Source organism: Micromonospora chokoriensis, from assembly GCF_900091505.1.
Taxonomy (GTDB): domain Bacteria; phylum Actinomycetota; class Actinomycetes; order Mycobacteriales; family Micromonosporaceae; genus Micromonospora; species Micromonospora chokoriensis.
In genome coordinates this window covers 1,466,083-1,491,658 of the sequence record NZ_LT607409.1, presented here as the reverse complement: position 1 = coordinate 1,491,658, position 25,576 = coordinate 1,466,083, and the positions used below count along the sequence as shown (strand labels likewise).

General features: G+C 70.3%; 21 protein-coding genes. 11 read left to right on the top strand and 10 right to left on the bottom strand.

Going from position 1 to position 25,576, the window contains the following annotated elements; all coding sequences use genetic code 11:
* Positions 1–17: 17 nt before the first annotated feature.
* Positions 18–1,049, bottom strand: a complete 1,032-nt coding sequence (locus GA0070612_RS07055; RefSeq protein WP_231924492.1) for a HupE/UreJ family protein — start codon at positions 1,047–1,049, stop codon at positions 18–20.
* Positions 1,050–1,414: 365 nt separating this feature from the next.
* Here GA0070612_RS07055 and GA0070612_RS07050 point away from each other — a divergent pair, with 365 nt between their 5' ends.
* Together GA0070612_RS07050 and GA0070612_RS07045 are read left to right on the top strand one after the other, a co-directional pair.
* Positions 1,415–2,077 (top strand): type 1 periplasmic-binding domain-containing protein, encoded by a 663-nt coding sequence (locus GA0070612_RS07050; RefSeq protein WP_088987189.1) that lies wholly within the window; start codon positions 1,415–1,417, stop codon positions 2,075–2,077.
* 77 nt (positions 2,078–2,154) lie between these two features.
* A complete protein-coding gene (locus GA0070612_RS07045) occupies positions 2,155–3,786 on the top strand; it encodes a COG1361 family protein (RefSeq protein ID WP_088991323.1) in 1,632 nt (543 codons plus the stop codon).
* Positions 3,787–3,904: 118 nt separating this feature from the next.
* Here GA0070612_RS07045 and GA0070612_RS07040 read toward each other — a convergent pair whose 3' ends face one another.
* Both GA0070612_RS07040 and GA0070612_RS07035 read right to left on the bottom strand, forming a co-directional pair.
* Positions 3,905–4,600, bottom strand: coding sequence for an RICIN domain-containing protein (locus GA0070612_RS07040; RefSeq protein WP_088987188.1), 696 nt, complete (start codon positions 4,598–4,600; stop codon positions 3,905–3,907).
* Positions 4,593–5,093 carry a sigma-70 family RNA polymerase sigma factor gene (locus GA0070612_RS07035; protein ID WP_088987187.1) on the bottom strand — a complete coding sequence of 167 codons (501 nt, stop codon included), beginning with the start codon at positions 5,091–5,093 and terminating at the stop codon, positions 4,593–4,595. Before GA0070612_RS07035 ends, GA0070612_RS07040 begins: the two co-directional genes overlap by 8 nt.
* A gap of 181 nt (positions 5,094–5,274) precedes the next feature.
* Between GA0070612_RS07035 and GA0070612_RS07030 the strand changes: the two genes are divergently transcribed.
* The 8 genes from GA0070612_RS07030 (at position 5,275) to GA0070612_RS06995 (ending at position 14,241) form a co-directional block, all read left to right on the top strand.
* On the top strand, positions 5,275–8,505 hold the full coding sequence (locus GA0070612_RS07030) for a S8 family peptidase (protein WP_157742436.1): 3,231 nt from the start codon (positions 5,275–5,277) through the stop codon (positions 8,503–8,505).
* Between the two features lie 222 nt (positions 8,506–8,727).
* Entirely contained in the window at positions 8,728–9,255 is a 528-nt protein-coding gene (locus GA0070612_RS07025) for a class I SAM-dependent methyltransferase (protein WP_088987185.1), read from the top strand.
* A gap of 214 nt (positions 9,256–9,469) precedes the next feature.
* Positions 9,470–9,805: a hypothetical protein gene (locus tag GA0070612_RS07020; RefSeq protein ID WP_088987184.1), complete on the top strand. Its 336-nt coding sequence runs from the start codon at positions 9,470–9,472 to the stop codon at positions 9,803–9,805.
* 21 nt (positions 9,806–9,826) lie between these two features.
* Entirely contained in the window at positions 9,827–10,132 is a 306-nt protein-coding gene (locus GA0070612_RS07015; RefSeq protein ID WP_088987183.1) for a pore-forming ESAT-6 family protein, read from the top strand.
* A 41-nt stretch (positions 10,133–10,173) separates the two neighbouring features.
* Entirely contained in the window at positions 10,174–10,533 is a 360-nt protein-coding gene (locus GA0070612_RS07010; protein ID WP_088987182.1) for a DUF6507 family protein, read from the top strand.
* Positions 10,530–13,106: a hypothetical protein gene (locus GA0070612_RS07005; RefSeq protein WP_088987181.1), complete on the top strand. Its 2,577-nt coding sequence runs from the start codon at positions 10,530–10,532 to the stop codon at positions 13,104–13,106. The genes GA0070612_RS07010 and GA0070612_RS07005 overlap by 4 nt, the downstream gene beginning before the upstream one ends.
* Positions 13,103–13,798, top strand: a complete 696-nt coding sequence (locus GA0070612_RS07000) for a hypothetical protein (RefSeq protein WP_088987180.1) — start codon at positions 13,103–13,105, stop codon at positions 13,796–13,798. The genes GA0070612_RS07005 and GA0070612_RS07000 overlap by 4 nt, the downstream gene beginning before the upstream one ends.
* 92 nt (positions 13,799–13,890) lie before the next feature.
* Entirely contained in the window at positions 13,891–14,241 is a 351-nt protein-coding gene (locus GA0070612_RS06995; RefSeq protein WP_088987179.1) for a toxin-antitoxin system YwqK family antitoxin, read from the top strand.
* Positions 14,242–14,296: 55 nt separating this feature from the next.
* Here the strand turns inward: GA0070612_RS06995 and GA0070612_RS06990 are convergent, their stop codons facing one another.
* The 7 genes from GA0070612_RS06990 to GA0070612_RS06960 all read right to left on the bottom strand — a co-directional run bounded on the left by GA0070612_RS06990 (position 14,297) and on the right by GA0070612_RS06960 (position 23,927).
* A complete protein-coding gene (locus GA0070612_RS06990; protein WP_197699320.1) occupies positions 14,297–15,262 on the bottom strand; it encodes a DUF6177 family protein in 966 nt (321 codons plus the stop codon).
* Complete coding sequence (locus tag GA0070612_RS06985) at positions 15,259–15,618, bottom strand: hypothetical protein (protein WP_088987177.1); 360 nt, start codon at positions 15,616–15,618, stop codon at positions 15,259–15,261. The genes GA0070612_RS06990 and GA0070612_RS06985 overlap by 4 nt, the downstream gene beginning before the upstream one ends.
* Positions 15,618–19,577, bottom strand: a complete 3,960-nt coding sequence (gene eccCa, locus GA0070612_RS06980) for a type VII secretion protein EccCa (RefSeq protein WP_088987176.1) — start codon at positions 19,575–19,577, stop codon at positions 15,618–15,620. The genes GA0070612_RS06985 and eccCa overlap by 1 nt, the downstream gene beginning before the upstream one ends.
* A gap of 15 nt (positions 19,578–19,592) precedes the next feature.
* Positions 19,593–20,456: a MinD/ParA family ATP-binding protein gene (locus tag GA0070612_RS06975; protein ID WP_197699319.1), complete on the bottom strand. Its 864-nt coding sequence runs from the start codon at positions 20,454–20,456 to the stop codon at positions 19,593–19,595.
* A 205-nt stretch (positions 20,457–20,661) separates the two neighbouring features.
* Entirely contained in the window at positions 20,662–21,990 is a 1,329-nt protein-coding gene (eccD, locus tag GA0070612_RS06970) for a type VII secretion integral membrane protein EccD (protein WP_088987175.1), read from the bottom strand.
* Positions 21,987–22,241, bottom strand: a complete 255-nt coding sequence (locus GA0070612_RS06965; RefSeq protein WP_088987174.1) for a hypothetical protein — start codon at positions 22,239–22,241, stop codon at positions 21,987–21,989. The genes eccD and GA0070612_RS06965 overlap by 4 nt, the downstream gene beginning before the upstream one ends.
* Positions 22,242–22,397: 156 nt before the next feature.
* On the bottom strand, positions 22,398–23,927 hold the full coding sequence (locus GA0070612_RS06960) for a non-reducing end alpha-L-arabinofuranosidase family hydrolase (protein WP_088987173.1): 1,530 nt from the start codon (positions 23,925–23,927) through the stop codon (positions 22,398–22,400).
* Between the two features lie 456 nt (positions 23,928–24,383).
* On the opposite strand from GA0070612_RS06960, the gene GA0070612_RS06955 reads away from it, so the two are divergent.
* Positions 24,384–25,544: a low temperature requirement protein A gene (locus tag GA0070612_RS06955; protein ID WP_088987172.1), complete on the top strand. Its 1,161-nt coding sequence runs from the start codon at positions 24,384–24,386 to the stop codon at positions 25,542–25,544.
* Positions 25,545–25,576: the final 32 nt, after the last annotated feature.

Here is a 25,576-nt window from a genome sequence, read left to right as displayed (position 1 = left end):
GAACTACTTAGCCCTACTCAGGACCCGGAAATACGCTGCACAAACCAGACGATCCCCATGATGGACACCGCCCCCGAAACGGCCCCGGTCGCCCAGATACCGACCTTCGGCGCACGGCGACGCAGCACGAGCAACAGCGGGAAGACGACCGCGATAATGGTCAACTGCACAACTTCGATGCCGACGTTGAACACCAACAACGACCACAGCAGGGTCCACGACCACGCCTCGTCGATGCCCAGTGCGCCGGCGAAGCCCAGGCCGTGCACGAGACCGAAGCAGAACACCACGCCGAGGCGGATCCAACCGGCCCGGTCCAGGCTCAGGTGCCCGTGCCCGGGCGTCTCCAGGTCGGCCGCGTGGGTGCCCCGCCGCCAGATCCCCCACAGGTGCCAACCCGCGACGACGGCGATCGACAACGCGATCACCGGCTCCACGATCGACGCCGGCACCTCGACCAGGCCGAGCGCGGCGAGCATGAACGTCACCGAGTGCGCCAGAGTGAAGCTGGTGGCCGCGAGCACGATCTCGCGAAGCCGCCGCGACCCGGCGATGAGCGCCAACAGGAACAGAATGTGGTCGATCCCGGACAGCAGATGCTCGGCACCCAGCAGGAAGAACTCCCCGAACCGGTCGTACCACGCCTGACCGGTGGAGAAGGAGGGGTGGGCCGCGTCGAGCGCCGCGCTGCCCGTACGGCCGTCGATCTCATAGGTGACGATCGTCTTGGTGCCCTTGACGTAACCCTCGCCGTCCGGGAAGAGGTCGCTGCGGACCTCGTGCTCGTCGACCCGCTGGGCGCAGGTCCAGTCCAGCAGCAGATCGGCGTACGGCACGCCCTCGCGCTCGCCGATCGTCGCGTCGCCCACCTGGGTCGGCTGACACGCCGTGCTCCCCGAGGTGACCGCGAAACGGTCGGAGACATACCCGAGGACCGTCGACGCGTGGCCCTTCAGGGCTGCGGCCTGGGCACCGGAGTCACCCGCCTCGAACGCGGCGGTTCCCGCCTGGAAGAGCGGATCGTCGCCACCGGAATCGGCGGCGGACACGACGAGGAGGTCGTATTCGAGTTCGACTGCTGTTCGAATGTGACCCTCGTCTCCCGCCGTGATTTTTGCGTACACAGTCGACGAGAAACCGTGCGCGGACGCCGCTTGGGCGCCCAAAAACGGGATCACCGCTGCGGCAATCCCGACAGCGGTGACGATAACGGTGCGGCGGACGCGGCCCAACATGCGACTCCCTCGGTTGGCCAGTGCACGTTGCATGCCGTGGGTGAACTCCAACCCGCGCGCCGACGAACCACCGGAAAACAAATCCTCGAAGGGGCACCCGCAGATTGCCGTCGGCCGGAATTGCGATAGGAATACGAGAAAGTACGCGCACCCCCGCCACCATCCGGAGGACGATCACCTTGCGCCCCCCGCTTCGGGCCGTTGCCCTGTTGGCCGCGACCGCCGCGCTGGTCGCCGCCTGCAGTTCCGGCGACGACTGGTCCCAGCCACGTCCGGCGCCCAGCGCCGTCGGCACACTCGGCCCCGGGTTCCTCGACCCCTCCACGAGGCCCGCTCCGGAGGCGACCATCACCCCGCAGCCGGGCTCCTGGGACGGCGTCCACCCGCCGAAGGACTACCGGGTGGTGCTGTTGACCGCCGGCGACGACGCCCCGACCAGGACCCTCGTGACTGCCGTCAAGGAGTGGGCCGACGACGAGCACGTCGACCTCCGGACGATCGTCGTCGGCAACGCGCACGACGCCGTTCCCAGCATCGCCAAGGCCATGGAGATGGGCCCGGATCTCATCGTCAGCGCGGGCAACGACCTCATCGACCCCCTCGCGCTGGTCACCCCGAGCCACCTGGACGAGAAGTTCCTGGTGGTGGGCGCGGAACTGGCCGAGCCCACGCACAACGTCACGGCCGTCGACTGGGACGGCGCGTCGTTCCGTGGCGAAGGACTCGGGGCGTCGTCGACGTACGACCCGGCCTCGTTCACCGGAGCGAGGTGCGCCGCCGCCGTCCGGGCGGGCGTGGCCGCCGTCCTCAACGACCTGACCGGGATCGTCGTCTGGCTCTGAACGGGCTGCAAACGGGGCGGATTCTTTGATCGGGAATGGTTAGAGTGCGGGCCAACACCCCCCTCACCGGAGATCACATGACTCGCATAACCGCTCGATGGTCACGGTTCGCCACGGCGACAGCGTTGCTGGCAACGGCCGGCCTCTTCAGTGCCTCGCCGGCGGCAACTGCCGCCGAGGCGCTGCCCGACCTCTTCGTCTCCTTCGACCGTGAGCCCGTTGCCGAGGTCGACAACAGCGGCACGAGCATCGGCATGTACGTCTACAACTATGGCGAGGCCCTCGCCACGGGAGTAACCGTCACGCTGGACCTGAGCAAGCTCTCCGACGCGGTCACCGCGTCCGTGCCGGATTGGAACGACGACTGCAAGCTCGCCGACAAGAAGGTCGTCTGCACCGTCGGGGCGATCGACGCCGGCCAGATCACGAACCTGTATCCCCTGTCGCTCGCCAGCCGTAAGGGCGCCGCCACCGGTGACGCCGGGTCGGTCACCGTCACCATCGACGGCGCCGAGGACGACATGGCGCCGGGTAACGACACCACCTCGTTCCCGGTCACCGTGATCGCGTCCGGCCCCGACCTGGTCGCCGCCGCGCAGGACCTGAACGACGAGAAGACCCCGGTGGGCCCGGGTGACACCGTTCCGCTCTACTCGGGCGTCGGGAACGAGGGCGACACCGCCGCCACCAACTTCACGGTGGGGGTCAGCCTCCCCACCGGTGCCACGTTCGCCGAGCGGTACAGCGACTGCACCTACACCGACTACTACCCGAACGACATCGGCAAGCCCTACGTGTACGGCCCCAGCGAGGTCAGCTGCGTCGTGCCGCTCACCCTCGAACCCGGCGACGGGCTGCTGCTCTTCGACGACGAGACCGGCGAGTCGCTCTTCAACATCAACTTCGGACGCAACCTGTCCGGCCCCGACCAGACATGGGGCTTGGTCAACGTCGCCCTCGCCGGGCAGGAACGCGCGGCGAAGAACAGCGCCCGCACCAAGGGCACCGGACCGTCGTTCGCCGCCACCGTCCGCAAGCTCCAGGCGAAGGGAGCGAAGGCCGACCTCGCGAGGCAGCGCGCGGAGCAGCGCGAGCTCGACGAGTCGAACAACTACGCCTCGTTCGCGTTCTGGAGCAAGAAGAACACCCTGGACGTCTCGGTCACCGCGCCGGCCGTCAAGGGCGCCGTCGGCAAGACCGTCACCGTCCCGTACGAGGTCGTCAACAACGGTCCCTCTGACGGCGGCGGTCCTTCGGTAATCATCACCGCGCCGACCGGCACGGTTCTGCTGCCCTCCGACTGGTGCTACACCGACGGCACCGAGTACGAGCAGCTGCCGGAGTCGACCAAGCTCCGGTGCAACTTCGAAAGCGAGTTCCCGGCCACCGCCTCTGGCTGGGGTCGTATCAAGTCGAGCGTCCAGGTGAAGATCAAGTCGACTCCGGGCACCGACGGCACGATCGTTGCCCGCAGCGTCACCGCGGCCGCCGAGTCCAAGCCGGAGAACAACACCGCTCAGATCGTCATCACCACCGGTGAGGGCGGCACCGGCGACGGCGACAACGGCGGCTCCGGCGGCGGGCTGCCCGTCACCGGCGCCCCGGCGGCCATGCTCGCCGGCGGCGGTGCGGCAGTGCTCGCCCTCGGTGCGGTGCTGCTGGTGATGTTCCGCCGTCGCCGCCTGGTGCTCCAGGTTCCGCGCGACTGAACAAACACCAGCGCGACTGGGCAGACACCAGCGCGACTGGGCAGACAACAGGTAATGCCGCAGGGGTGGGCCGCAACCGGCCCACCCCTGCGGTGTCGTCAGGCGGTGCGGAAGCGGCCTACCTCGGCCCGCGGTCCTCGAACTCGTACGTGGTGGTCAGGCCCTCGGGCAGGTCCGGGACCAGAGCGTTGGTGCCGTCGACCACCTGGACGTAGCGCCTGCCCTGGAAGATCGAGTAGCTCCCGTCGGCGACCTGGTCGATCCGGAAGAGCTGCGTCGAGGCCGCCGCGTCGCACGCCCGGCCGCGTATGCTCCCCGGCGCGGCGTCGTGCACGACTGTCATGCAGACCTCACCGCCGCCGGACGGTACGGCCAGCACGATGCGGTACCTGTCCCCCTGCGGGCGGAGCACCCACCGAACCGCGTCGTCGAGGCCCGGCTCACTGATGGCCCGCACCTGGTCGGTGCCAGCGCTGATCGCCAACGCGGCGCCCTTCATGCCCGGCACCACGATGCGGACCTGACGCTCGCCGGCGAGGATCTCCTGTGGTCCGGCCGAGGCGGTAGCGGACGGAACGACGGACGGTGGGGGCTGACCCGCCGGACCACCAACGGGCGGCTCGACGTCGGTGCGCGCCCGCACGAGGGCGGTGCCAGCGGCGACAGCCACGATGGCCAGGCCCACGGTGCCGACGGTTGCCCGGCGTCGCCGGCGTTGGTCGCCGCGCCGGCGCAACGTCCGGGCCTCCGGCAGCGTGGCGACTCGCCGGACCTCGTCGGCGATCGCCGCGAGATCGTCGCGCGGATCAGCCATGGGAGGTCTCCTCCTGGTGCTCGTCGGCCAGCAGCCCGGCCATCGCTCTCCTCCCCCGGGCGAGGTACGTCTTGACCGTCCCGACCGGTGCCTGCATCTCCGCTGCCACCTCCGCGACGGTGAGGTCGTTGAGGTGGTGCAGCACGACGGCCCGGCGCTCCTTGGCGCCCAACCGCTGGAGTGCCTGCAACAGCGCGACGTGGTCCTCACTCAGACCCGGCACACCCTGGTCGACGGCAGCCCGACGGTGGGCGCGTATCCGGTTGAACGCCTTGCGCCAACTGCTCACCGCGATCCGTGCGGCCACCCGGCGGACCCAGGCCTCCGGGCTGTCCGTCTCCCGGACCGTCCGCCAGCGCTGCCAGGCTCGCATGAACGCCTCCGCGACGGCGTCCTCCGCCTCGGCGCGGTTGCCGGTCAGCGCGTACACGTGACCGACCACCCGACCCGCACAGGCCGCGTAGAGGGCGTCGAACTCCTCGGCGTCACGCATCCGACCGGTGCCCTCCCGCGCCTCGTCCCCTGGTCACCGCCCGCATGCAACCCGCCGGGGTGAGCCGGCCCGAGCAGCGCGGGCGAGTTTGTGATCACGATCACACCGCAGTGATCAACCTGACGACCCGGCCAGGCGTCATCGTGCCGCCCCGGGAGAGGCCCGTGGCGGAGAGGACGATGTGCGACGACGGCAACGACGCGCCCTGACAGCCGGCGTACTCGCGACCGTGCTGGTCACGGCGGGCCTGACGGCCCAACCGGCGAGCGCGCGGGAGCAGCCGACCACTGCGGTCGCCGGCACTCCCGGCACGTTCACCCTGATCACCGGCGACCGGGTTTCGCTGGACGCGACAGGCCACCCGGAGATCCAGCGGGGACCTGGGCGGGCCGGCATGCGTTTCGTGAACAGCAGGGAGGACGGCCACCAGTACGTCGTCCCGGTCGACGCGATGCCACTGCTGCGTGACGGCCGGCTCGACCGGCGACTGTTCGACCTCACCGCGCTCGGCGAGTTCGGCTACGACGACCGGGCGGCCGAGTTGCCGCTGCTCGTCGCGTACCCCGAGAACAGGCCGGCGCAGGCGCGGACCGCGACCGCCGAGGGTGACGGGCGGGTGCGGGCCGACCTGCCGGCCGCGCACGCGCTGGCGGTCCGGGCGGACCGCGACGACCGGGTCACGCTCTGGACCTCGCTCACCCGCGGTACGACGTCGGCGCGCACCCTCGCCACCGGGGTCACGCACATCTGGCTGGACGGCAAGCGCAAGGTCTCCCTCGATCGCAGCGTGCCGCAGATCGGCGCGCCGACGGCCTGGCAGGCAGGATTCGACGGGACCGGGGTCACCGTCGGCGTGCTGGACACCGGGATCGACGCCGACCACCCCGACTTCGCCGGGCACCTCACCGAGGTCCGGGACTTCACCGGCGGCAACGACCCGAGCGACGCGGTCGGCCACGGCACCCACGTGGCCTCGACGATCGTCGGCAGTGGCGCCGCGTCCGGCGGCCGGTACCGAGGTGTGGCACCGGGAGCGAAGCTGCTGGTCGGCAAGGTCTGCGCCACCACCGAATGCCAGGACTCCGACATCATCACCGGCATGCAGTGGCTCGCGCCGCAGGCACGGGTGGTCAACCTGAGCGTGGGCGGCACCGACGCACCCGGTCTCGACCCGTTGGAGACCGCCGTCCAGGAGCTGAGCCAGCGTCACGGCACCCTCTTCGTGGTGGCGGCCGGTAACGAGGGCAAGCCGAAGTCGGTCTCCTCGCCGGCCTCCGCCGACGACGCCCTCGCCGTCGCCGCCGTCGACGCCGACGACCAGCGGGCCTACTTCTCCAGCCGAGGGCCGCGCGTCGGCGACAGCCACATCAAGCCCGAGATCAGCGCGCCCGGCGTCGACATCGTGGCCGCCGCCCCCGGCGGCGACTACGCCACCATGTCGGGTACGTCGATGGCGACCCCGCACGTGGCCGGCACCGCCGCCATCCTCTCCGGGCAGCACCCGGACTGGACCGGCCCACAGCTCAAGGCCGCCCTCATGGGCTCGGCCAAGCCAACCGGCGAGGACACCGTCTACGAGCAGGGCGCCGGCCGGGTCGACATCGCCCGGGCTGTCGCCCAGCCGGTCGCCGCCGACGTCGCCGCCATCGACTTCCCGGTCCAACGCTGGCCGCACGCCGACGACACCCCGCTCACCCAGGTCGTCGGCTACCGCAACACGGGAAGCGCCCCGGTCACCCTGACCCTGGCCGTCGCTCCCGCTCCGGCCGGCATGCTCACCGTCAGCCCGGCAACCCTCGTGGTGCCGGCCGGCGGCCACGCCGAGGCGACGATCACCGTGGACACCCGGGTGGACGCCCCGGACGGCGTCTACCAGGGGGCGCTGACCGCGACCGGTGCCGGCGACCTGCGGGTACGCACTCCCTTCGTGCTCAACCGCGAGATCGAGAGCTACGACGTACGACTCGACCACACCGGTCGGAACGGCAAGCCCGCCACTGAGTACACGACGGTGGCGGCGAACCTGGCCACCGGAGAGTTCAGCACCCTCGCCGCGGCCCCGGGTGGCGGCACCCTGCGGCTGCCCAAGGGTCGCTACGCGCTGTACAGCACCATCCACGAGGGCACCGTCTCGACCATGCTCGTCCAGCCGGTGCTGGACGTCCGTGGCCCGGTCACCGAGGCGGTCGACGCCCGCAGCGCCAAGCCGGTGGCGGTCACCGTGCCCGAGCGCGACGCCGCAGCCACCTCAATCAACGTGAGCGCCAACTGGGACGACGGCTTCCGCTATCCGGGCGTGCAACTCAGCGGGGCGTCCTTCGCGGACGTCTTCTTCGGCCGGATCGGACCGGCCGTCACCGCACCCGAGTTCACCGCCACACTGGGTGTCGGGCTCGCCCGGCCGGGCCGGGACGGCACCTTCCGCAACAGCCCCTACACCTACGACCTGGCGTACGTCAGCAAGGGCGTCATGTTCACCGGCCTCGCCCGGAAGTTGTCACCGAAGAACCTCGCCACCGTCCGGACGACCTACCGCAGCCAGTCCACGACGACGACGGCCACCCGGTTCCACCGCGCCTCGGCACCCGGCGGCTCCGGCCCGATCGGTTCGAGCACCTCCATCGACCTGCCGTTCCACGGCACCGAGTACTACAACACCGACGGCGGCATCATCTGGACGGCCACCCTCGTCGAGGGGGACAACAGCACCACCCAGGAGTCGACCTTCACGGCGGGCAGGTCGTACACCCAGATCTGGAACGCGGCGCCCTTCGGCCCCACCGTGGCCCAGGCCCCGGCCCTCGCACCCCTGGGGTACGCCGGCCGCGACGGTGACACCATCTCGGTCGCTGCGCTGCCCCTGTTCGGCGACGCCGTGGGCCGCCCGGCGAGCCGCGACGACCTGCCGATACAGATCCGCCTGCTGCGCGACGGCAAGGAGATCGGCACCTCGGACAGCCCCTGGGCGGAGTTCGCGGTACCCGCCGCCAGGGCCGCCTACCGCCTGGAGGCCACCATCACCCGGGGTGCCCCGGACACCCTGTCGACGTCGGTCTCGGTGGCCTGGACCTTCACCTCGGCGTACACGGCGTCGCCACAGCGGCTGCCACTGACGACGGTCCGGCCGATGCCCGTGCTCGACGACACCAACACGGCCCGGGCGGGCCGGATCATGACGATTCCGGTGACGCTGGACCGGCAGGCCGACTCGACGGCGGCGGCCAACCGCTCGCTCACGGTGTCCGCGTCGTTCGACGACGGCCGCACGTGGGTCGCGTTGCCGGTGCTCCGGAACGTCGCCCTGATCACCCACCCGCGCCGGCCCGGATTCGTCGCACTGCGACTGACCGCCACCGACACGGCCGGCAACACGGTCACCCAGACGATCAAGCGGGCCTACCGGATCGCCTGACGGCGGCCGGGTCCGGGGCGGTGGCCGCGTCAGCCGCCGCCCCGGACCGACCCCCGACACCGCGCACCGGTGACCGAGGACACGGTGCGCGGATCCGTCCGGCAGGGTGAAATCAGATGCGTGAGCAGAGCAAACACCACGAGTGAGGATGGGACGCGCGCTCTGCCCAACCGCCATCCGGCTTCCACCGACGGTGACGACGCCCCCCTGCCGGACGAACCGGTGCGCGAGACCGGAGCGCACCGGCAACGCTGGGCGGTGGAGACGATGGCCGTCGCACCCGACGACCGGGTGTTGGAGATCGGCTGCGGTCGAGGAGCAGCCGTCTCCCTGGTCGCCGACCAACTCCGGACCGGCCGGATCATCGCCGTCGATCGCTCGGCGACGATGGTGCGACTCGCCGTCGAACGGAACACGAGCCACATCGACGCCGGCAGGGCCGAGATCCGATGTGCCGGCTTCGAGTCTGCCGACCTCTCCGCCCACCGCTTCACCAAGATTTTCGCGGTCAACGTCAGCCTCTTCTGGTTGGGCGACGCGACCCAGGACGTCAACCGGGTACGAAGCCTGCTCGCGCCCGGTGGGCGGTTCTACGTCTTCGGCGAGCGGCCCAGCGCCGCACACGCCACCGCGAATCTCACCGCTACCGAACTGCTGCTCCGAGCCCACGGCTTCGCCACAACCAGGGCGAGCGTCGTTCGCGGCAAGGGCCGCGTGCTCACCTGCGTCAGCGGCACACCGAGCGATTAGGCCCTGCTCCACAAGGGCGGTCGAGCCGAGGCGGAGGCCGGGCGGCGATCCGGCAAGGCGCGGTTTCGTCCGCATTGACTGCCGCCATTTCTGCGACGCGACCGGGCAGGCGCCAATGTGATCTATCGTCCCTGGTGCATGCCCCATCCGGGTTGCGGAGGTGTCGTAGCATTGACCGCGAACGTTATTCATCCCGGCTCGGGGAGGGAGCGGCATGAAGTTCGACATGGGGGCGCAGACTCTCGGCAGCCTCACGAAGCAGACCCAGGGGTCATCAGATGATCTCGGGAGCCTGATCAAGCAGTTGATTGCCGCCGCCGAGCCGTTGCAGGGCAACTTCAACGGTGCGGGTCGGGTGGCTTTCGACTCGTTCAAGGCCAACGCCGATTCGATCACCGCCGCGTTGAATTCGGCGTTGGGCGCGATTCTCGGCGGTCAGAGCGGAATGGATTCCGCGTTCGGTCAGGGTGACACCGAGATGGCCGACAACGCGTCGTCGGCGGCGGGGACCGCCAACTTCGACGCCGCCAGGTTCTCGAGCAGCCGCTGATCCCGGGGGAGTGGGCAGGTTATGAGCACGGACCGACGCAGTTTTGACGTGAGCACCTCGCAGCAGGTTCAGGGTGACCTCGCCGGGATCATCGCCCGGCTGGAGGCGGTGATCTCGCAGCGCAGCGCCGACGTCTCGGCGGCGATGGCGGACTTCCAGGCCGACGGTGTCTCGGAGGAGTACCGGACGGTCGAGGATCGGTGGAACCGCGCCGCGACCGAGGTGCGCACGATCATCGATCTGGTCAAGACCACCATGGTGAAGAACGACGACACGGCGACGACCACGTTGGCCAAGGCGCGCACGGCGGTGCAGTCCATCGGCTGAGCCGGGCTTCTACTTACCAGTGTTGACGAGGGAGCACTAGCGTGAGCGCCTGGGATATCTCCCCCGGTGGAGTGCGTGACGTCCTGAATCGCACGCATGCCGCAGCTGCCCCGTTCGAGGGGCAGATGAAGAGCTTCAATTCGGCGCTGGAGGGTTCTGCCGTCCAGTCGAGTTCGGAGATCGTCGGGCAGGCGCTTCAGGGCTTCGTGGAGTCGATCCGTAAGGACCTTGAGTTCGTGTTCACTCGCACGGGGGCGTGTATGAATGCGGCGGCACAGGCGACGAACGCCTATGTCCAGGGTGACCTGGACATGGCAGCAAACGCGCAGCGCAGCGCCTCGGCGGCCCCCGACCCGTCGACCACGATGCCGGGCCCGGGCCGTCAGGCGGTGCCACGATGATCAATCCGGGTGAGATTCCGCAGATCCCGGGCAACATGGAGTTGTTGGCCACCCACGCACAAACGATCAAGACGACCGGCGTCGACTTCGCCAACACCGGCCAGGCGGTCGACACCACCTGGCAGGGGCTGGCTGCGGTCTACAAGGCGCCGGAGGCGGCACAGTTGTTCGCCGCCTCCGGCCCCATCCGCACCGTGTCAGCGTCGGTCGGCGAGGACGTCCAGGCCGTCGGCACCGCCCTGGCCACGTACGCCAGCGAGGTCAAGGAGATCAAGGCCCAGCTCGCCGCACTCAAGGGTCAAGCCGAACAGTTCGTCGCCTCCACCAACGGCGACGAGGACTGGCGCGAGGACGAAGGCAAGGTCGACAAGCACAACGGGTTGATCTCCGCGGTCAACACGCAGGTCGCCGCCTTCTTCGAAGCGCAACGCAAGTGCGCCAACACCATCAACGCCCTCTACGGTGGCCGCCAGTACCGGGCCGACAACGCCGACGGCACAGTCGAAGACGGCGAGTACGGCTTCGACGCCAACACCCTGAACGCCGCGGCGGGTGAGGACGGGGCGCTGCCCTGGGGCAGCACCGAGGAACACGACCGGGGCTTCCTCGGTGACGTCGGCGCGTTCTTCGGTGGCATCGGCGAGGGCTTCGTCACCATGCTCGGAGACCTCGGTGCGCTGATCGGCCGCGACCCCACCACCGGCGAGTGGAGCTGGGGCACCGCCGGTCAGTCCTGGCTGGGTCTCGGCAAGTTCGTGTGGGCGGTCTCCATCTACATCAACCCGGTCACCATCGTGATCGACCAGACCGTCGGCATGCCGTTCATGGAGAAACGCGAAGCCGGCAACCTCCTGCTCAACGCGGGTAAGACCATCATCGCCTACGACATGTGGGGTGAGGACAAGTCGAGGGCCGGTGGCCTCGCCGTATTCAACGTCGTCTCCGCCGTGGTCGGCACCAAGGGCGCCGCCTCCGGTCTGCGCGGCGCGGGCGCTGCCGTCAACAGCATCCGGGGCAGCGCGACCGCCGCCCGCATCAGCGCCGGACTGGTCCGCGCCGGCAACTGGCTCGACAACCTCCCCACCGTGGGTGAGGTCGCCATCAACTTCGCCAAGAAGTTCGACATCCAGATTCCGCAGCTCGGGCTGGTGCCCGCGATCGCGGGCGACGTACCCACCACCCGCGGCTTCGACGTCGAGATGCCGAACGAGCGCGGCGGCAATCAGATGAACATGGACGGCGGCAACGGCCCCGGAGGCAACAACCCCGGCCCCGGCACCAACGTCCCGGGGGACACCCCACCCGTCAGGAACGTTCCGGACGACAACCCGCCAGCGACGAACCTGCCGGACGACAACACGCCTTCCGGGAATGTCCCGGACAACAACACGCCGCCGGGCAACGTCCCGAACGACACCACCCCGGGCAACGTCCCGAACGACACCCCCGGCAACACCCCGGGTGGGAACGTGCCGGAGGGCAACACGCCCTCTGGCAATGCGCCGGACAACAACACGCCGCCGGGCAACCTGCCGGACGACAGCACTCCCGGCAACACGCCGGGCGACACCACCCCTGGCAACACGCCGGGCGACACCACCCCGGGCGACACCACCCCTGGCAACACGCCGGGCGACACCACCCCGGGCGACACCACCCCCGGCAACACCCCGGGCGGGAACGTGCCCGAGGGCAACACACCCGATGCGAACGGGCCGGACGGAGTCAACCCAGATCGGGGCCGGGACCTCACCCCGAACGAGCAGCAGCGATTGCTCGACCAGGCCGATCGGCTCGGTCCTGCGGCGAGAGCACAGGTGGAGAACCTGCTCGCCCGCACCGACCTGCCGGACGGCATGGCCAACCAGGCCGCCCGCGACTTCATGGACCTTCAGGACTCCGGGCGGCTGGCGGGCGGTGTCGACAGGCAGGCGGACATCTTCCGGGACATGCTCGACAACCTGAACGGTGACCGCTCCGCCTTCGATGGCGCGGCGACGGAGTTGCGCGCCGCCAACGAGGTGCTCCAGAGCGGGGATCTGGCACCGGGCAGCAAGATCGGTCTGAACGTCGTCGCCGGCGAACGGGTCAACCTCGGCAACGGTACGGTCGTCGACACCGGCCGCATCCCCGAAGCCGATCTGGTCTACCAGACCGCCGACGGCAACGTGCACGTGGTCGAGGTCAAGGCCAACGCCCAGACCGTCGCGAACAAGTTCCGATCGGACCCCGCCCAGTTGGAGCGCATGCTCGACTGGCGTGACGGTGCGCCAGGACGGGAGGTGAGCATCCGGGTCGGCACCGACGACGGTTGGACAGGGCTCTTCAGCCGCACCGGCAACGACCCGCCGCAGATGGCGATCGAACGGCTCGCCGCCCAGAACGTACCGATCACGTTCGGCGGGCGTACCTTGTCGGGGGAGCAGTTGACCGCACTGCACCAGGCCGTGGAGCGGGCCGCGGTCGATCCGGCACATCCGATGCGCAAGCCCGGTGCCTGGTTCGCCGAGCACCTGCCGAACCTCGACGCGGCGCGTGACTTCCTCAGGCCCTACGGAGTTGATTTCCTGTGACCGGTCCCTGGGTTGCCCCCGAGTTGCTGGCCGCTCTGCCAGTTCCATGGCGGTTGGCGGATCCCGTCGAGCGTGGCAGGGCGACGCGCGAGCTGCCGCCCGACCCGCAGCAGCGGGCTGAGGCCGTACGGGCGTTGGAGTTGTGTCTCGCCTACCTGGTGGACGTCAAGGACCGATACGGCGACGAGACCGACTGGGGTCTTCCCCGGGCGTTCTTCGACGACTACTGGTTCATCCTGTACGCGAGGCTCAAGCAGTCGATGCCGACCCTCGCCGACGTCACGCCCGAGAAGGTCCGTGACTGGGCTGAGGCGTACCTGGACGCGGAGGACGTCTTCGACGCGACCTGGACAACACCGCCGGACGAGGTCGTCGACCGCGTCGGTCGGTCCTGGGCCTTCTTCATCCTCCAGGGGGCGACCGAGAGCCTGGTCCGGTGGCTCCGCCAGGTCGGGCCCGAACACCTGGACGAGTCGGAACGAGCCCGGGTGGTCGACCTGCTGAAGGAGGCGACTCCTCGTCTGCAGTGGCGCCTGACGATCATCACCATTCCGACGATCCTCGATCTCGGCGGCCCCGACGAGAAGGGCTACTTCGATCGCCTGGCCAACGAGCCGGGCCTGCACGAGAAGACCCGTGCCGAGGCGGAGAGTGTCAGCTCGTTCATCGACCGCGCACCCGAACCGATCTAGTCGGGGAACAGCGCGCCGTCGGGGTCGGCGGGCTGCTTCCCGGGATCGAGCACCGCATCGTCATGGGCCCTGATCATCCCGGAGCAAGCACTGTGCGAGTCGAGTACGACGAGGTCGAGACCGAAACCGACCTTCGGGTGACCTACCAGGGCGAGCTGTTCACCGGCGAGGTCGTCGAGCGCTCGCCGCAGGGTCAGATCATCGCCGTGACGACCTACTTCAAAGGTATTGAGGACGGTCCGTCCGCCGAGTGGTATCCGAGCGGCGAGCGCAGGGCCGAGGGCAGCGCGCGCTACGGTACGGCTGTCGGCGTCCATGAGGAGTGGCACCGCAACGGCAACCCTGCCAACCGGGTGCAGTTCGACGACCAGGGCAGGATGCTGAACTGCCAGCGCTGGGCCGAGGACGGCACGCCGATCGAAAGCTACGTCGCGCAGGGTTGAACGCCCGGTGCCGAGCGGCAGGGGTCACTGCCGCCCGGCGAACCGATCTAGTCGGTCAGCCGGCGCCCTGGCCGGCGGTGCTCAGGCCGTACCTGCGCAACACGGCGGTGAGGTTCTCGTACGGGGCGCCCGGCCCTCTGTCGACCCTGTACCACCACGCGCGGCGCGCGCCCCGGCCGAGCGCCCGGCCCGGAACCACCTCCGGCTCGGAGTCGAGCGCCTGTTCCTGGCGGCCCACCAGGATGCCCAACGGCAGTGCGGGCAGGCTCGGCGTGCTGGACCGCAGCCCGCCGGATCGGCCCGGGTGCACGGTCACGATCATGCTGCGCACCGTTGTCGCCAACGTCTCGGCGAGCGCCTCGACCGTCTCCTCGTCGACCTCCGAGAGCGGAGGGCCGGCGAGTCTGAGCTGTTCGCGGACGCCGACGTCGACCCGCTCGACAGTCAGGACCCCGAGCAGCGCCGAACGTCGCTCCCCGCCGACGATCGCCACGCTGGATGGTGCCGGTGCCCGCGTACGGCAGAACGTGGTGAGCTCGCGGCGCGACCACCGCTCGGTGACCGGCTCGGCGACGCCCCACCCGACCGGATCGTTGCCGGTGAGGGCGCGTACGGCGGCCTCGGTGCTGGCGCCGAGGTCCAGGGCCTCGGTGGCCGGGTGCAGCGTGACGATCTGGATCTCCAGACCGCCGGACCAGGGTACGGCGGTCGGCAGCGGACCACCGGTGGACGACCCGTTGGACGCCGAGAAGAGTCGGCCGTCCCAGTGCAGGGGCAACCCGGTGAGCCCGTCGCGGTACTGGTCGCCGGCGCGCACCACCCACTGCCCCTGTGCCTGCGCCAGCATCACTTCGAGCGGGTACGTGATCGAGCCGTCGGCCGGTGTGACGAGTTGGAGCAGCAACCCGTTGCGGACCGCGTCGACGGCCGCTTCGGCGAGCCACGGCGAGAGGCCGACCACCGCACGGTTCTGGTGCAGGACGACGGCTCGGTCGGTGATCGTGTCGGTCACGCCGGTCATCGGTCCACCCATGTCAGTCCTCCCGTTGTCGATACCAGTGCTGTGGTGAAGCGGCGGGCCACGTCGGCGGCCCGCGGGTCACCGCCCGGTGCCCGGCTCTCCACCCACCAGACCCTGTCGCCGAAGGAGTCGTCGAGCGTGACACCGAGCAACCGTTCCGCCTCCCCGTGCACCTGCACCAGGCGCGCGGTCTCGACGGTCAGCAACAACCGACCGTCGGCACTGTCGAACAACTGCACCAAACCGGCAGAGTCGACGGTGTCCATCTTGAGGTCGGAACCGGCAGTGACCAGGGCGCCGATCATCGTGGCGGCGTCGGGCTCGGAGCGGCACAGGGCCACCGTGTCGTACGTCATCAGTGCTCCTTGGTCTCGCCGAGGTATGCGGTCTGCGTCATGCGTGGGGGGTGGCCTGGGCGGATGAGCTGCCCGCGCCCCACCGGCAGGACCGTCGGCCGGACCCCGGTGAACAGTTGCCCCTCCGTGCGGTCACCGGACATGAGCAGGCTCAGACAACCGGCCTCGCGCACGGCCAGCGGGAACGGCTCGAACAGGCCGCGCGAGGCGCCGGCCACCCGACGTGTCATCACGACGTGCAGCCCGGTGTCGCGCGCGGCCGCCACATAGGGGACGAACGCGCCGAGCGGTTGGCTGGCCGACGCGGCGAGGATGTCGTAGTCGTCGATGAGCAGCACGATCCGCGACCGCGCCGAATCGGAGGGCTGCCTCTTCGCGAGTTCCTCGCACACCGCTGCCGACAGCTGCTGGGCGAGCGTCGCGTTGGTGGCGTAGCCGCCGCAGTAGGCGTCCGGCACCACGTCGGCCAGCCCTCGACGGGGATCGAACACGGCGAACACCAGGTCGTCGGGTGAGTACTGCCCCATCAACTCCTCGGCCACGAGCCGCAACAGGTTCGTCTTACCGGTACGGGGATCGCCGAGGACGAAGAAGTGCTGGTCCTGACCGAAGAGGTCGAGCACGGCGGGGGTGAAGTCGCTCTCGAACCGGCCGAAGGGCACCACCCCGTGCCCGGCGGGCGTGTCGGCGAGGTCGGCCAGCGGGAGCACCGCCGGGAGCACCCGCACGGGTGGCGGCAGTGGCCCCGACCACGATCCCCGTACCGATTCGGCCGCTGCTACCAGGCCGGCGTTGGCTGGATCCGGCTGGCCGTCGAGGCGCGGTAGAGCGATCTGGGCGAACAGCTTGCCGCTGGTCAGCGCCCGACCAGCCTGGTCCGACGGGATGCCCCGGGCCAGCCTGCCGTCGATGCTGGACTCGGCGGGCTCGGTGAGCCGCAGCTCGATGCGGTTGGCGAAGGCAACCTGCTGGGCGGCGCGAACCTCGTTCCACCGCCGGGCGGTGCCGACCACGTGGATGCCGTAGCGGCCGCCTCGGGCGAGCAGGTCGTGCACCTTGGGTTCGAGGCTCTCGAACTCGGTGTTGAGCTGGCCGTACCCGTCGATCAGCAGCACCACGTCGACACAGCCGACCTCCGCGCGTACGTGTTCGTCGGCGGCCCGGAGGTCGTCGATGGTGTCGAACTGGTGCTGGGTGTAGATCCGTTGGCGTTGCGCGAGCATGGCGTGCACCTCGTCGACGGTGCGGCGGATGCGCTCCCGGTCCTCGCGGCTGGCGACGCCGCCGACGTGGGGCAACCCGACCAGGCCCGCCAGCCCGTTGCCCAGCAGGTCGATGCCGTAGATGCCGACGTCGGTCGGACGGTGGGTGGTGGCCAGCCCCAGCGCCAGGGTGCGCAGCGCTGTCGTCTTGCCGGTGCCGGGGCCACCGAGCACGAGTGCGTTGCCACCGCTGCTGCCCAGGTCGACCAGCCAGGGACCCTGCCACTGACGGGCCGGGTCGTCGAGGCGTCCGAGTGGTACCCGCAGGCCGGTCCCGGACTGCCCGGCGATGTCCAGCCGGAGCCCTTCGGGGGTGCTGCGGATCCCGTCGGCCACCTGGTCGAGGGTGAGGGCGGGCGGCAACGGCGGCAGCCAGATCGCCTGGACGCGCTGGTCGCTCGTGGCCATCTGCTCGACCACCGTCGAGAGCAACGTCGGGCCGGTGGTGCGTCTGGTCGCCTTCGGCTCCTCGGGGACGTCGTCGTCGGTGTCCCGGCGGACGGTGCCGAACACCGGCATCGGCTTCGCCATCGGGCCGACGATCGGGGCGAGTTCGGCGTCGGCGCCGTCGGTGAGCGGGCCGGACACGTAGGCGGCTTTGAACCGCTGGTAGATCGAGACGTCGACCTTCAGGTACCCGTTCCCGGGCAGGGGCGGCAGCTGGAACGCGTCGACGGTGTCGAGGACGGTGCGCGACTCCATCTCGGTGAGGGTGCGCAACCCGAGACGGTAGGCCAGGTAGTTTTCCAGGCCGCGCATCTTGCCCTGTTCGACCCGCTGGCTCGACAGCAGCAGGTGCACCCCGATGGACCGGCCGATCCGCCCGATCCGGAGGAACAGGTCGATGAACTCCGACTTCGCGGCGAGCAGCTCGCCGAACTCGTCGATGAGCACGAGCAGGTGCGGCAGCGGGGGCAGGGTGCTGCGCTCGCCCTGCACCGCGCGCAGCAGGTGGTACTCGACGATGTCGGTGACCTTGCCCGCGTCGGCGAGCAACTGCTGGCGGCGCTGCACCTCACCGTCGAGGCTCGTGTACATCCGTTCCACCAGCGCGGCGTCGGCGACGAGGTTGGTGATCAGGCCGGAGACGTGCGGCATCTCCGCGAACGGTGCGAACGTCGCCCCACCCTTGTAGTCGACGAGCACCATCGCCAACCGTTCGGGCGGGTGGCTCGCCGCCAGGGCGAGGACGAGCGTCCGCAGCAACTCGCTCTTGCCCGACCCGGTGGCGCCGACGCACAGCCCGTGCGGGCCCATGCCGAGCTGCGCGGATTCCTTCAGGTCGAGCAACACCGGGCGTCCCACCGGGTCGACACCGATCGGTACGCGCAGGAAGTCCCGCTCGCCCCTGGGCCGCCACAGTGTGGCCAGGTCCAGGTTCGTGGGATCGGACAACCCCAGCAGGTCCTGGAAGTCGGCCGGCGGCGTGCCGGTGCCGTCGTCGTACGAGTCGGCCGACAGTCGCAGCGGTGCGATCCCCCGCGCGAGGCCCTCCACCAGTGGCACCGGCACCTCGTCGACGGTGCCGACGAGTGTGGTCGGCGGCGACGCGGTGAGATCCTCCAGGACGAGCGAACCGCCGTCGATGGTGATCCGCCGGGAGATGTCACCGGGCTCGTGCAGCCGGTCGGCGAGCAGGTGGACCACTGTGACACCGAGGCTGCCGAGGCCCACGAACTGGTCGGGGCTCGCCAGCGCGCGGGCGACCTGGCCGTGGGCGTCGTCGATGACCAACAGCCGCGACCGCGTACGGGCCTCGGCCCGTCCGGCGTTGTGGCGGAAGGACTTGAGCGCGCTCGTGGCCCGCTCCTCCAGATCCCCGGCGAGGAGCTCGGCGAGCGTCTCGGGTGCGGTGACCAGCAGTGGCGTCGGACCGCTCGGACCGATCGAGGACCGGTCGAGCAGGTGCGGCAGCCAACGCGCCCACTGCCAGCTCATCGCCCGTTCCGGCGTGGTGACGATGGCGAGCGTCACGTCGTCCGGGGCGTGGAACGCGGCGACCTGGACGAGGATGGCGCTGGCGAGGGCCACCACCTCGTGCCGGTCCGGCGAGATCACGCTGACATCGCCGGCGCAGTCCAGGTCGACCCGGAGCGGCAGCCCCGGCGTCAGTTCGAATCGGCGCATCAGCGACTGCGCCTCGTGCCGCATGAAGGGGTCGAGCGGGTTGGTCGGGGTGCTCTGCTCACGCAGTTGGATCGGCCGCACGGGTAGCGCGCCCATGCCCACCCGTACCCGCAGGAAGTCGATGTCCGCGCGACGACGCTCCCACAGGCGCGCCGGGCTGCGGATCACGTCGAGCAGCCGGCTGACCGGCGGGTCCAGCACCGTCGCCTGCTCCTGGAGCCGCTGCTCGTCCTCGCGGAGCTGCTCGCGTAGCTCTTCCAGGTAGTCCTGGTACCGCTCGCGCTGCACCCGGCGCTGCCGACCGGCCTTACCGAGCTGGGTGAGGTACATCGCCCCGGCTGCGGCCAGCGCGACGACCATGACGACCGCGCCCAACGCCGCGAAACCGGAGCCGCGCAGGAACATCATCATGCTCATCGCCACGCCCGCGCCGGCCATCGGCAGCAGCGCCTGGAGCCCCACCGCGGATCGGCCGTCGGGGAGCTGCGGTGGCGCGTCCAGCACCACTGGTTCCATTGTGGAGATCGGCCTTGCGGCCCGGGTCGGGCGGTGCACCATACGCGTCGACATCGGGGCGTCCTCCGGTCACATCCGCCGGGCCGTGGCCAGCGCGAGGCCGGCCGCGCGGGTCGCCTCGACGAGCGTCGCCTCGCCGAGCCGCGACGGCATGATGAGCGCGCCGCCCGCCAGGTGACGGTCGTAGGGCAACACCACCACCGGTACGCCGGTGTCTTCGATCAGCTCGCGGGCAGCCTCGCCGAGGAGCGCGGTGCGCCCGTCGGGGTTGCTGGTGCTCAGGACGACCACCACCCGGGCCAGCCACGCCCCGTACCCGCCGTCGACGATCCGGCGCAGCGCCTGGTAGGTGGCCCGGACCCCGTCCGGTGTGCCCGCGGCGACGAGCACCACCGAGTGGGCGTCGGCCATGGCCGCCGCCGCGGTGCGGGACTCCAGACCGGGCGGGCAGTCGACGACGGCGACAGCGAAGAGCCGCGACAGCGCCCGCGTCACCTCGCTGCACAGCGTCGGGTTCGAGGTGCCGCTCGGCAACACCCACAAACCCGTTCCGGTACGCGGAAGGAGCGGCTCGAGAGCGCGGAGGTCGCCGCCCCGAGCGGCGACCAGGTGGGGCGCCAGCCGTTCCAGAGGCGGCTCGCCGGGCGCGCCGAGTCGCCAGGTCAGCGACCCTTCGTACGGGTCGGCGTCGGCGACGAGCACCGGATCCGCTCGTCGCGTCGCGAAGACCGACGCCAACACCGCGGCCACCGTGGTCTTTCCCGCCCCACCGTGCACCGAGGCCACCGCGATGCGCCGGCCGGTGTGCACCGGCACCTGCACCTCGGCCGCGAGGTCGGCGAGTTCCCGGGTTGCCCGGCCACTGGTGAACATGCGGCTGGCGGTGCGCCACAGTCGCCGCAGTGCCGGGTCGCCGGGGAGGATGCGCCGCACGAGGGACAGGTCGTCCGCCTCCGACCTCGCCGGTTCCCCGGGCGTCCGAGGTGTCGGAGCCGGTCGGGCCGGCGCCGACGACGGGCGGGGAGCCGCTGCGGGGGTGGTCGAGCCTCCCGTCACCCGCCGCTGTGGTGGGTGCGGTCCGTGCCCCCCGGAATGGGTCGGCCCGGGAACCGGTGGAGCACTCATGCCACCGCCTCAATCAGAACGTGTCGAGTAGTCGCGAGTAGAGCCCGAACACCCCGACCGCGACGGGGACCAGTGCCATCACGGTCAGCGCCTCGACGCGGTCGGCGTATTGCCGGGCTCGGGCCAGAGCGTGCGGCGGCGGCCGGTAGGCCAGGATCACGAGGGTCACCGCGCAGAAGGCCAGCGCCACGAGCGCCGGGCCCCACCACACGCCGGGCGCGTCCCGTGCCCAGCGCGTCAGCAGGCCGCCCGCGATCACCAGCGCGGCAGCCACCAGCCCCACCACCTCGACGGTCAGCGGGAACGCCCGCATCCGCAGCAGCAGAGCGGCGGCCACCAGTGCGGCCAACACCAGGACCCAGGGGCCCGCTGCGGCGGCCAGGACCAGGCCGCCGAGGGCCGCCGACGTCGCCGTCGCCAGCGTCGCCACGGCCAGCCCACGATGCGCGGAGTCGACTGCGGCCACCACCGCGACGCGGCTGACCAACTCGTCGTTGCTCCGTCTGTCGTCGAGGCGGGTGAGCCCGGACGCGATCATCGCGATCCGGGGCAGCAACCCCAGCATTCCCACGGACACGACCGTCAGCACCGCCGCGACGCGCTCGGCGGGCACGGCGAACGCCAGGGGTACGCCCCAACCGGCCACCAGGGTCAGCAGCGTGCCACCGCCGAGGACGCCAGCACGGCGGTTGCCCGTCACCGCGCCCACGCCGATGACGATGCAGCCGACGCCGATGGCCCAGAGCGCCCAGCGCAGGGTGCCCCCGCTCGTCAGCCCGGGCACCATGGTCATCGTCATCGCGGCACCGCTGAGCAGGGCCGCGATCCCGACGGCCCGCCTGCCCACCAGCCCGACGAGGAGGCCGGTCAGCGCGACGACGCCCCCGACCACGCTGACCGCCACGGGCCCGAGTTGCGGGGCGGCGAGCACCGCCGCCAGGCCGGCGGCGACCAGGCAGACGGCGGTGGCGGTCCACATTCGTGGGGCGAGCCCCCATCGGCCGTGCCGCCGGGCGAGGTCGTCGCCGACCTCGTCGGCGACGTCGTGCACGATCGCCGCCGGCGGCGCTTCGGAGATCGGGTCGACCCGCAGCATCGCCCCATCGGGAACGGCCGCTTGTCGCAGGCTGCCGGCCGGATCGAGCACTGTGCCGTCGAGGGTGCTGATCTGGTAGCCCCGGGAATCGTCCACCGGCTGGTGCCCGACCATGACGACGATCTCGGGCAGCAGCAGGCCCAGCGGCTCGTCGGCCGGCAGCACGAGGTCGATACGACGACGCACCCCGGCCAGGGTCACCCGGCTGAGTTGGCCTGCGCCGGCGGAGGGCTGCGTCTGGGTCATCGCGGCCCCTCCGACTGGGCCGGTGGTGGGTTGCGGGCCTTCTGCTGGTCGGCGATCACGCCCTTGAGGAAGGACCAGCCGACACACCCCGCGCAGGCCACGGCCGCCAACACGAGCCCGATCCGCAACCAGCGGAACCCGTCACCGGTGGCCCGGACGCGACGCTGCCTGCCCCACAGCAGCAGCTCACGCATTCGGGCACGGCGGACCGCGACCGACTCGATGAGCTGGGTGTCGTATTCACGAGCCACGGCCCGATTCTATCCACGATCGCTAATCCACCGGGGGTGACGATCGGGTGGCGGCGGCCCGCCCAACTGGTCGTTCCTCATGGGTGGGCCCGCGACGGAATCGTCCGTCGCGGGCCCCCTTCCATGGATCAGCGTCGCAGGGTCAGCAGACCCGGCTCAGCGTTGCAGGGTCAGCAGACCCGGCCGGTACGGCAGCAGCCCGTAGTCGACGCCGTTGGAGTTGGGCGAACGGCCCTGGTAGAGCAGTTGCAGGTTGCAGGCGTTGACGGTCATCGTCTGGTCCGCGCTGGTCCGCAGCAGCTCACCGTGGCTGATGTCGTTGGTCCAGGTGGCGCCACTGTTGGCCTTGCCCGCGAACGGGTTGCTCTCGGACGTGGCCTGCGGCGTCCACGAACCACCCAGGCTGGTGGCCGTGAAGCTGCGGAAGTAGCGGCCCTGCGAACCGATCGCCTCGACGATCATCAGGTACTTGTTCAGGCCCTGGAGCTTGTAGACCTGCACCGCCTCGAAGAGGTTGTTCGTGGTGTCGGTCATGATCGTCTGGTAGTTGGAGCCGAAGCTGCCCGGGAAGTTCCCGATCGGCATGCTCGCCCGGTAGATCCGGCCGTTGTCACCGGCGAAGAACAGGTACATGTTCTGGTCGTCACCGATGACCGCCTGGTCGATCGGGCCGGTGTTGGAGTTGGAGATGCTGCCGCTGAACAGCGTCTGCGGCGACGACCAGCCGTTCGGGTTGGTCGGGTCGCTGGAGGTCCGGTACGAGAACGCCGGGCCACCCCACTGGTAGGCCAGCACCCAGATGTTGCGCGGCGCGAAGTAGAACAGCGACGGGGCGACGGTTCCCGAGTTCATCGCGTTCTGGCTGGCCGAGCCCATCTGGTTGTAGTTGCTGAAGAGCCCGAAGTTCATCGAACCCCAGCTCGACCCGAAGTCGTGCGTGGTGGCGTAGACGAGCTGCTGGCCGTTGTACGGCGCGACGGTGAAGTCCTTCAGCGACACCCAACCGGACCTCGGCTGCGCCAGCGCGCCCGTGGACGACCACCGGTACGACGAGGGGAGGTCACAGGTGCCGGTCGGCGGCGGCGTGGTGGTGGGCGGGGTGCCCCCGTCGACGCGGACGAGCTGCCACTGCTGGTTGGCGCCGTTCCAGTCGTCGTACTGCACGATGTTCCCGCCGTCGGCGGTCGAGGCGCCCTGCACCTCCATCACCCTGTTGCTGTTCCGGTTGATCAACCGGACGTAGCCGCCGTCCGAGTCGGCCAACCGGAACTGCTGGTTGGTCCCGTTGTTGTCGGACCACTGCACGACCGCCGCACCGTTGGCCGTCGACCGCTGGTACACGTCGAGCACCTTGCTCGACAACCGCGACTTCAACCGGTAGTAACCACCACCGGAATCCACGAACTGCCACTGCTGCTGGTTGCCGTTGTTCCGGGTCCACTGGGTGATCCGGGCACCGTCGTTCGTGGCCAGGTTGTACACATCCAGGGCCTTACCGCTGTTGCGGTTCACCAACACGTACCACGCGCTCGTGTCGACGGTCGCGGCCGCGGCGGGTGACTGCACCACCGCCACGGCGACACCACCGGCCAGCACCGCCGCCGCGCCGGCGGCGAGAAGCCGGGGCAGCCACGAGCGCCGCCGCGCGGGCGGCGCGATCGACGGAGACCTATCTAGGGCAGACATGATCCTCCTCAAATGACCAAGAGCCGAACGGCCTGCCCGGAGCTGGGCCCACCGCGACGCGTGGCCGGGACCAGACATCCCAGCGTTAGCGTTAACAAGACGCCTGGATGCCCCAACGCACGCCTGATTCGAGATCGACGAAGCAGGGCTTGCCCGGGAAGCCAGCATCTCGTCGTCCTTAGGCATCGACTGTGAGCGATAACATGTCGTTCGTCAAGACGTAATGTGCTGGGAACATCGATGACTGCCACCGCGCCGGGCGCGACGTGATCGCACCGCGTCGAACACCCGCAGGCCACCACCCCCCGCTCGTCCGGCGGGCAACTTCCGGGCAAGCTCGCTCGTTGATCGCCGTGTGCGGCCAGCCCTCGACCGTGACTGTCACGGCGTCATCTCGGGGTCGCCTCGACCTGACAGGCGAGCGTCGGCAGCAGGCGCGGCGGGAACGGCGAACCGATGACGAGCAGAGACCCGACCGGGCCGCGACGTAACCCCGGATCGTCGAATCGCGCCACGCTCCTGGAGCTGTTCTTCGACGTCTTCTACGTCGCCATGTTCGCGCAGCTCTCCATGCAGTTCGCCAGGAATCCCAGCTGGGGCGGGCTGGGACAGACCTTCATCCTGCTGTTGGCCGCCTGGTGGACCTGGTCGACGACGGTGAACGCCACCGAGTTCTACGACCCCCAACTCCGGGCGCTCCAGGGGGTGGTCACCGGCACGGTGTTCGGCGTGGCCCTGATGACGGTCGCCGTACCGGCCGCCTACGGCGGGCGCGGGCTGCTCTTCGCCGGCGCGTACGTCGGCATCCATCTGCTCCGAGGGCTCCTGCTGATCGTCGCGCTGCGCCCACAGCGCGCACACGCCAGGGAGCAACGGTTCCTCTTCTGGTTCGGCCTCTCCGGGATCCTGTGGCTCGCCGGCGGGCTCGCCGGGCCGGCCTGGCGTACCGGTCTGTGGGCCGGCGCGATCGCTGTCGACTACCTGGCCGCCGCGCTGCGCTATCCGACGCCCCTACGGGGCCGAATACCCACCGATCACTACAGCCGGTTGAGCGTGCACTTCGGGGAGCGCTACCAGCAGATCGCCACTCTCGCTCTCGGCGAACTGGCGCTGATGTCCACGTTGAGGTTCAGCCGCGCCACATACACCCCGGCGCGTGCCGTCGCGTTCCTCACCGCGCTCGTCACCGCGCTGCTGTTCTGGCAGATCTACGCGTTGCAGAGCAACAAGCTCGTGGACCGGTCGGCGCACCGGCGTCCGCAGGCGTCGGTGGAGCTGGCCCCGTACGTCTACACCTGCGTGGTGACCGGTGTCATCGCCACCTCCGGCGGCGTGGATCTCGTGCTCCACGACCCGCACGGCGCCACCCCGTGGAGCTGGGTCCTCCTCATCGCCGGCGGGCCGGTCCTGTTCGTGCTCGGACGGATGGGCTCGGAGTACGTACTCCTCAACCAGCTACCGCCCACCCGCTTGGCCTGGCTGGCGCTGCTGCTCGCCGCGACGCCGGTGCTGACCATGCTGGCGCCGGTACTGACCATGATCGCCAGCGCGGCCGTGCTGGTCGGTATCACGATCACCGACGTGCGGCGGATCCGACGCGTCGCCCCGGCGGACTAACCCCTGCCGCCTACACGAGGGACGGCACCTCC

Excerpts from the sequence above, each read along its gene's own strand:
- GA0070612_RS07045 (WP_088991323.1), top strand. The coding sequence starts at position 2,155 with ATGACTCGCATAACCGCTCGATGGTCACGGTTCGCCACGGCGACAGCG.
- GA0070612_RS07040 (WP_088987188.1), bottom strand. The coding sequence starts at position 4,600 with ATGGCTGATCCGCGCGACGATCTCGCGGCGATCGCCGACGAGGTCCGG.
- GA0070612_RS07035 (WP_088987187.1), bottom strand. The coding sequence starts at position 5,093 with ATGCGTGACGCCGAGGAGTTCGACGCCCTCTACGCGGCCTGTGCGGGT.
- GA0070612_RS07020 (WP_088987184.1), top strand. The coding sequence starts at position 9,470 with ATGAAGTTCGACATGGGGGCGCAGACTCTCGGCAGCCTCACGAAGCAG.
- GA0070612_RS07015 (WP_088987183.1), top strand. The coding sequence starts at position 9,827 with ATGAGCACGGACCGACGCAGTTTTGACGTGAGCACCTCGCAGCAGGTT.
- GA0070612_RS07005 (WP_088987181.1), top strand. The coding sequence starts at position 10,530 with ATGATCAATCCGGGTGAGATTCCGCAGATCCCGGGCAACATGGAGTTG.
- GA0070612_RS06990 (WP_197699320.1), bottom strand. The coding sequence starts at position 15,262 with ATGACCGGCGTGACCGACACGATCACCGACCGAGCCGTCGTCCTGCAC.
- GA0070612_RS06985 (WP_088987177.1), bottom strand. The coding sequence starts at position 15,618 with ATGACGTACGACACGGTGGCCCTGTGCCGCTCCGAGCCCGACGCCGCC.
- eccCa (WP_088987176.1), bottom strand. The coding sequence starts at position 19,577 with ATGTCGACGCGTATGGTGCACCGCCCGACCCGGGCCGCAAGGCCGATC.
- eccD (WP_088987175.1), bottom strand. The coding sequence starts at position 21,990 with ATGACCCAGACGCAGCCCTCCGCCGGCGCAGGCCAACTCAGCCGGGTG.
- GA0070612_RS06960 (WP_088987173.1), bottom strand. The coding sequence starts at position 23,927 with ATGTCTGCCCTAGATAGGTCTCCGTCGATCGCGCCGCCCGCGCGGCGG.
- GA0070612_RS06955 (WP_088987172.1), top strand. The coding sequence starts at position 24,384 with ATGACGAGCAGAGACCCGACCGGGCCGCGACGTAACCCCGGATCGTCG.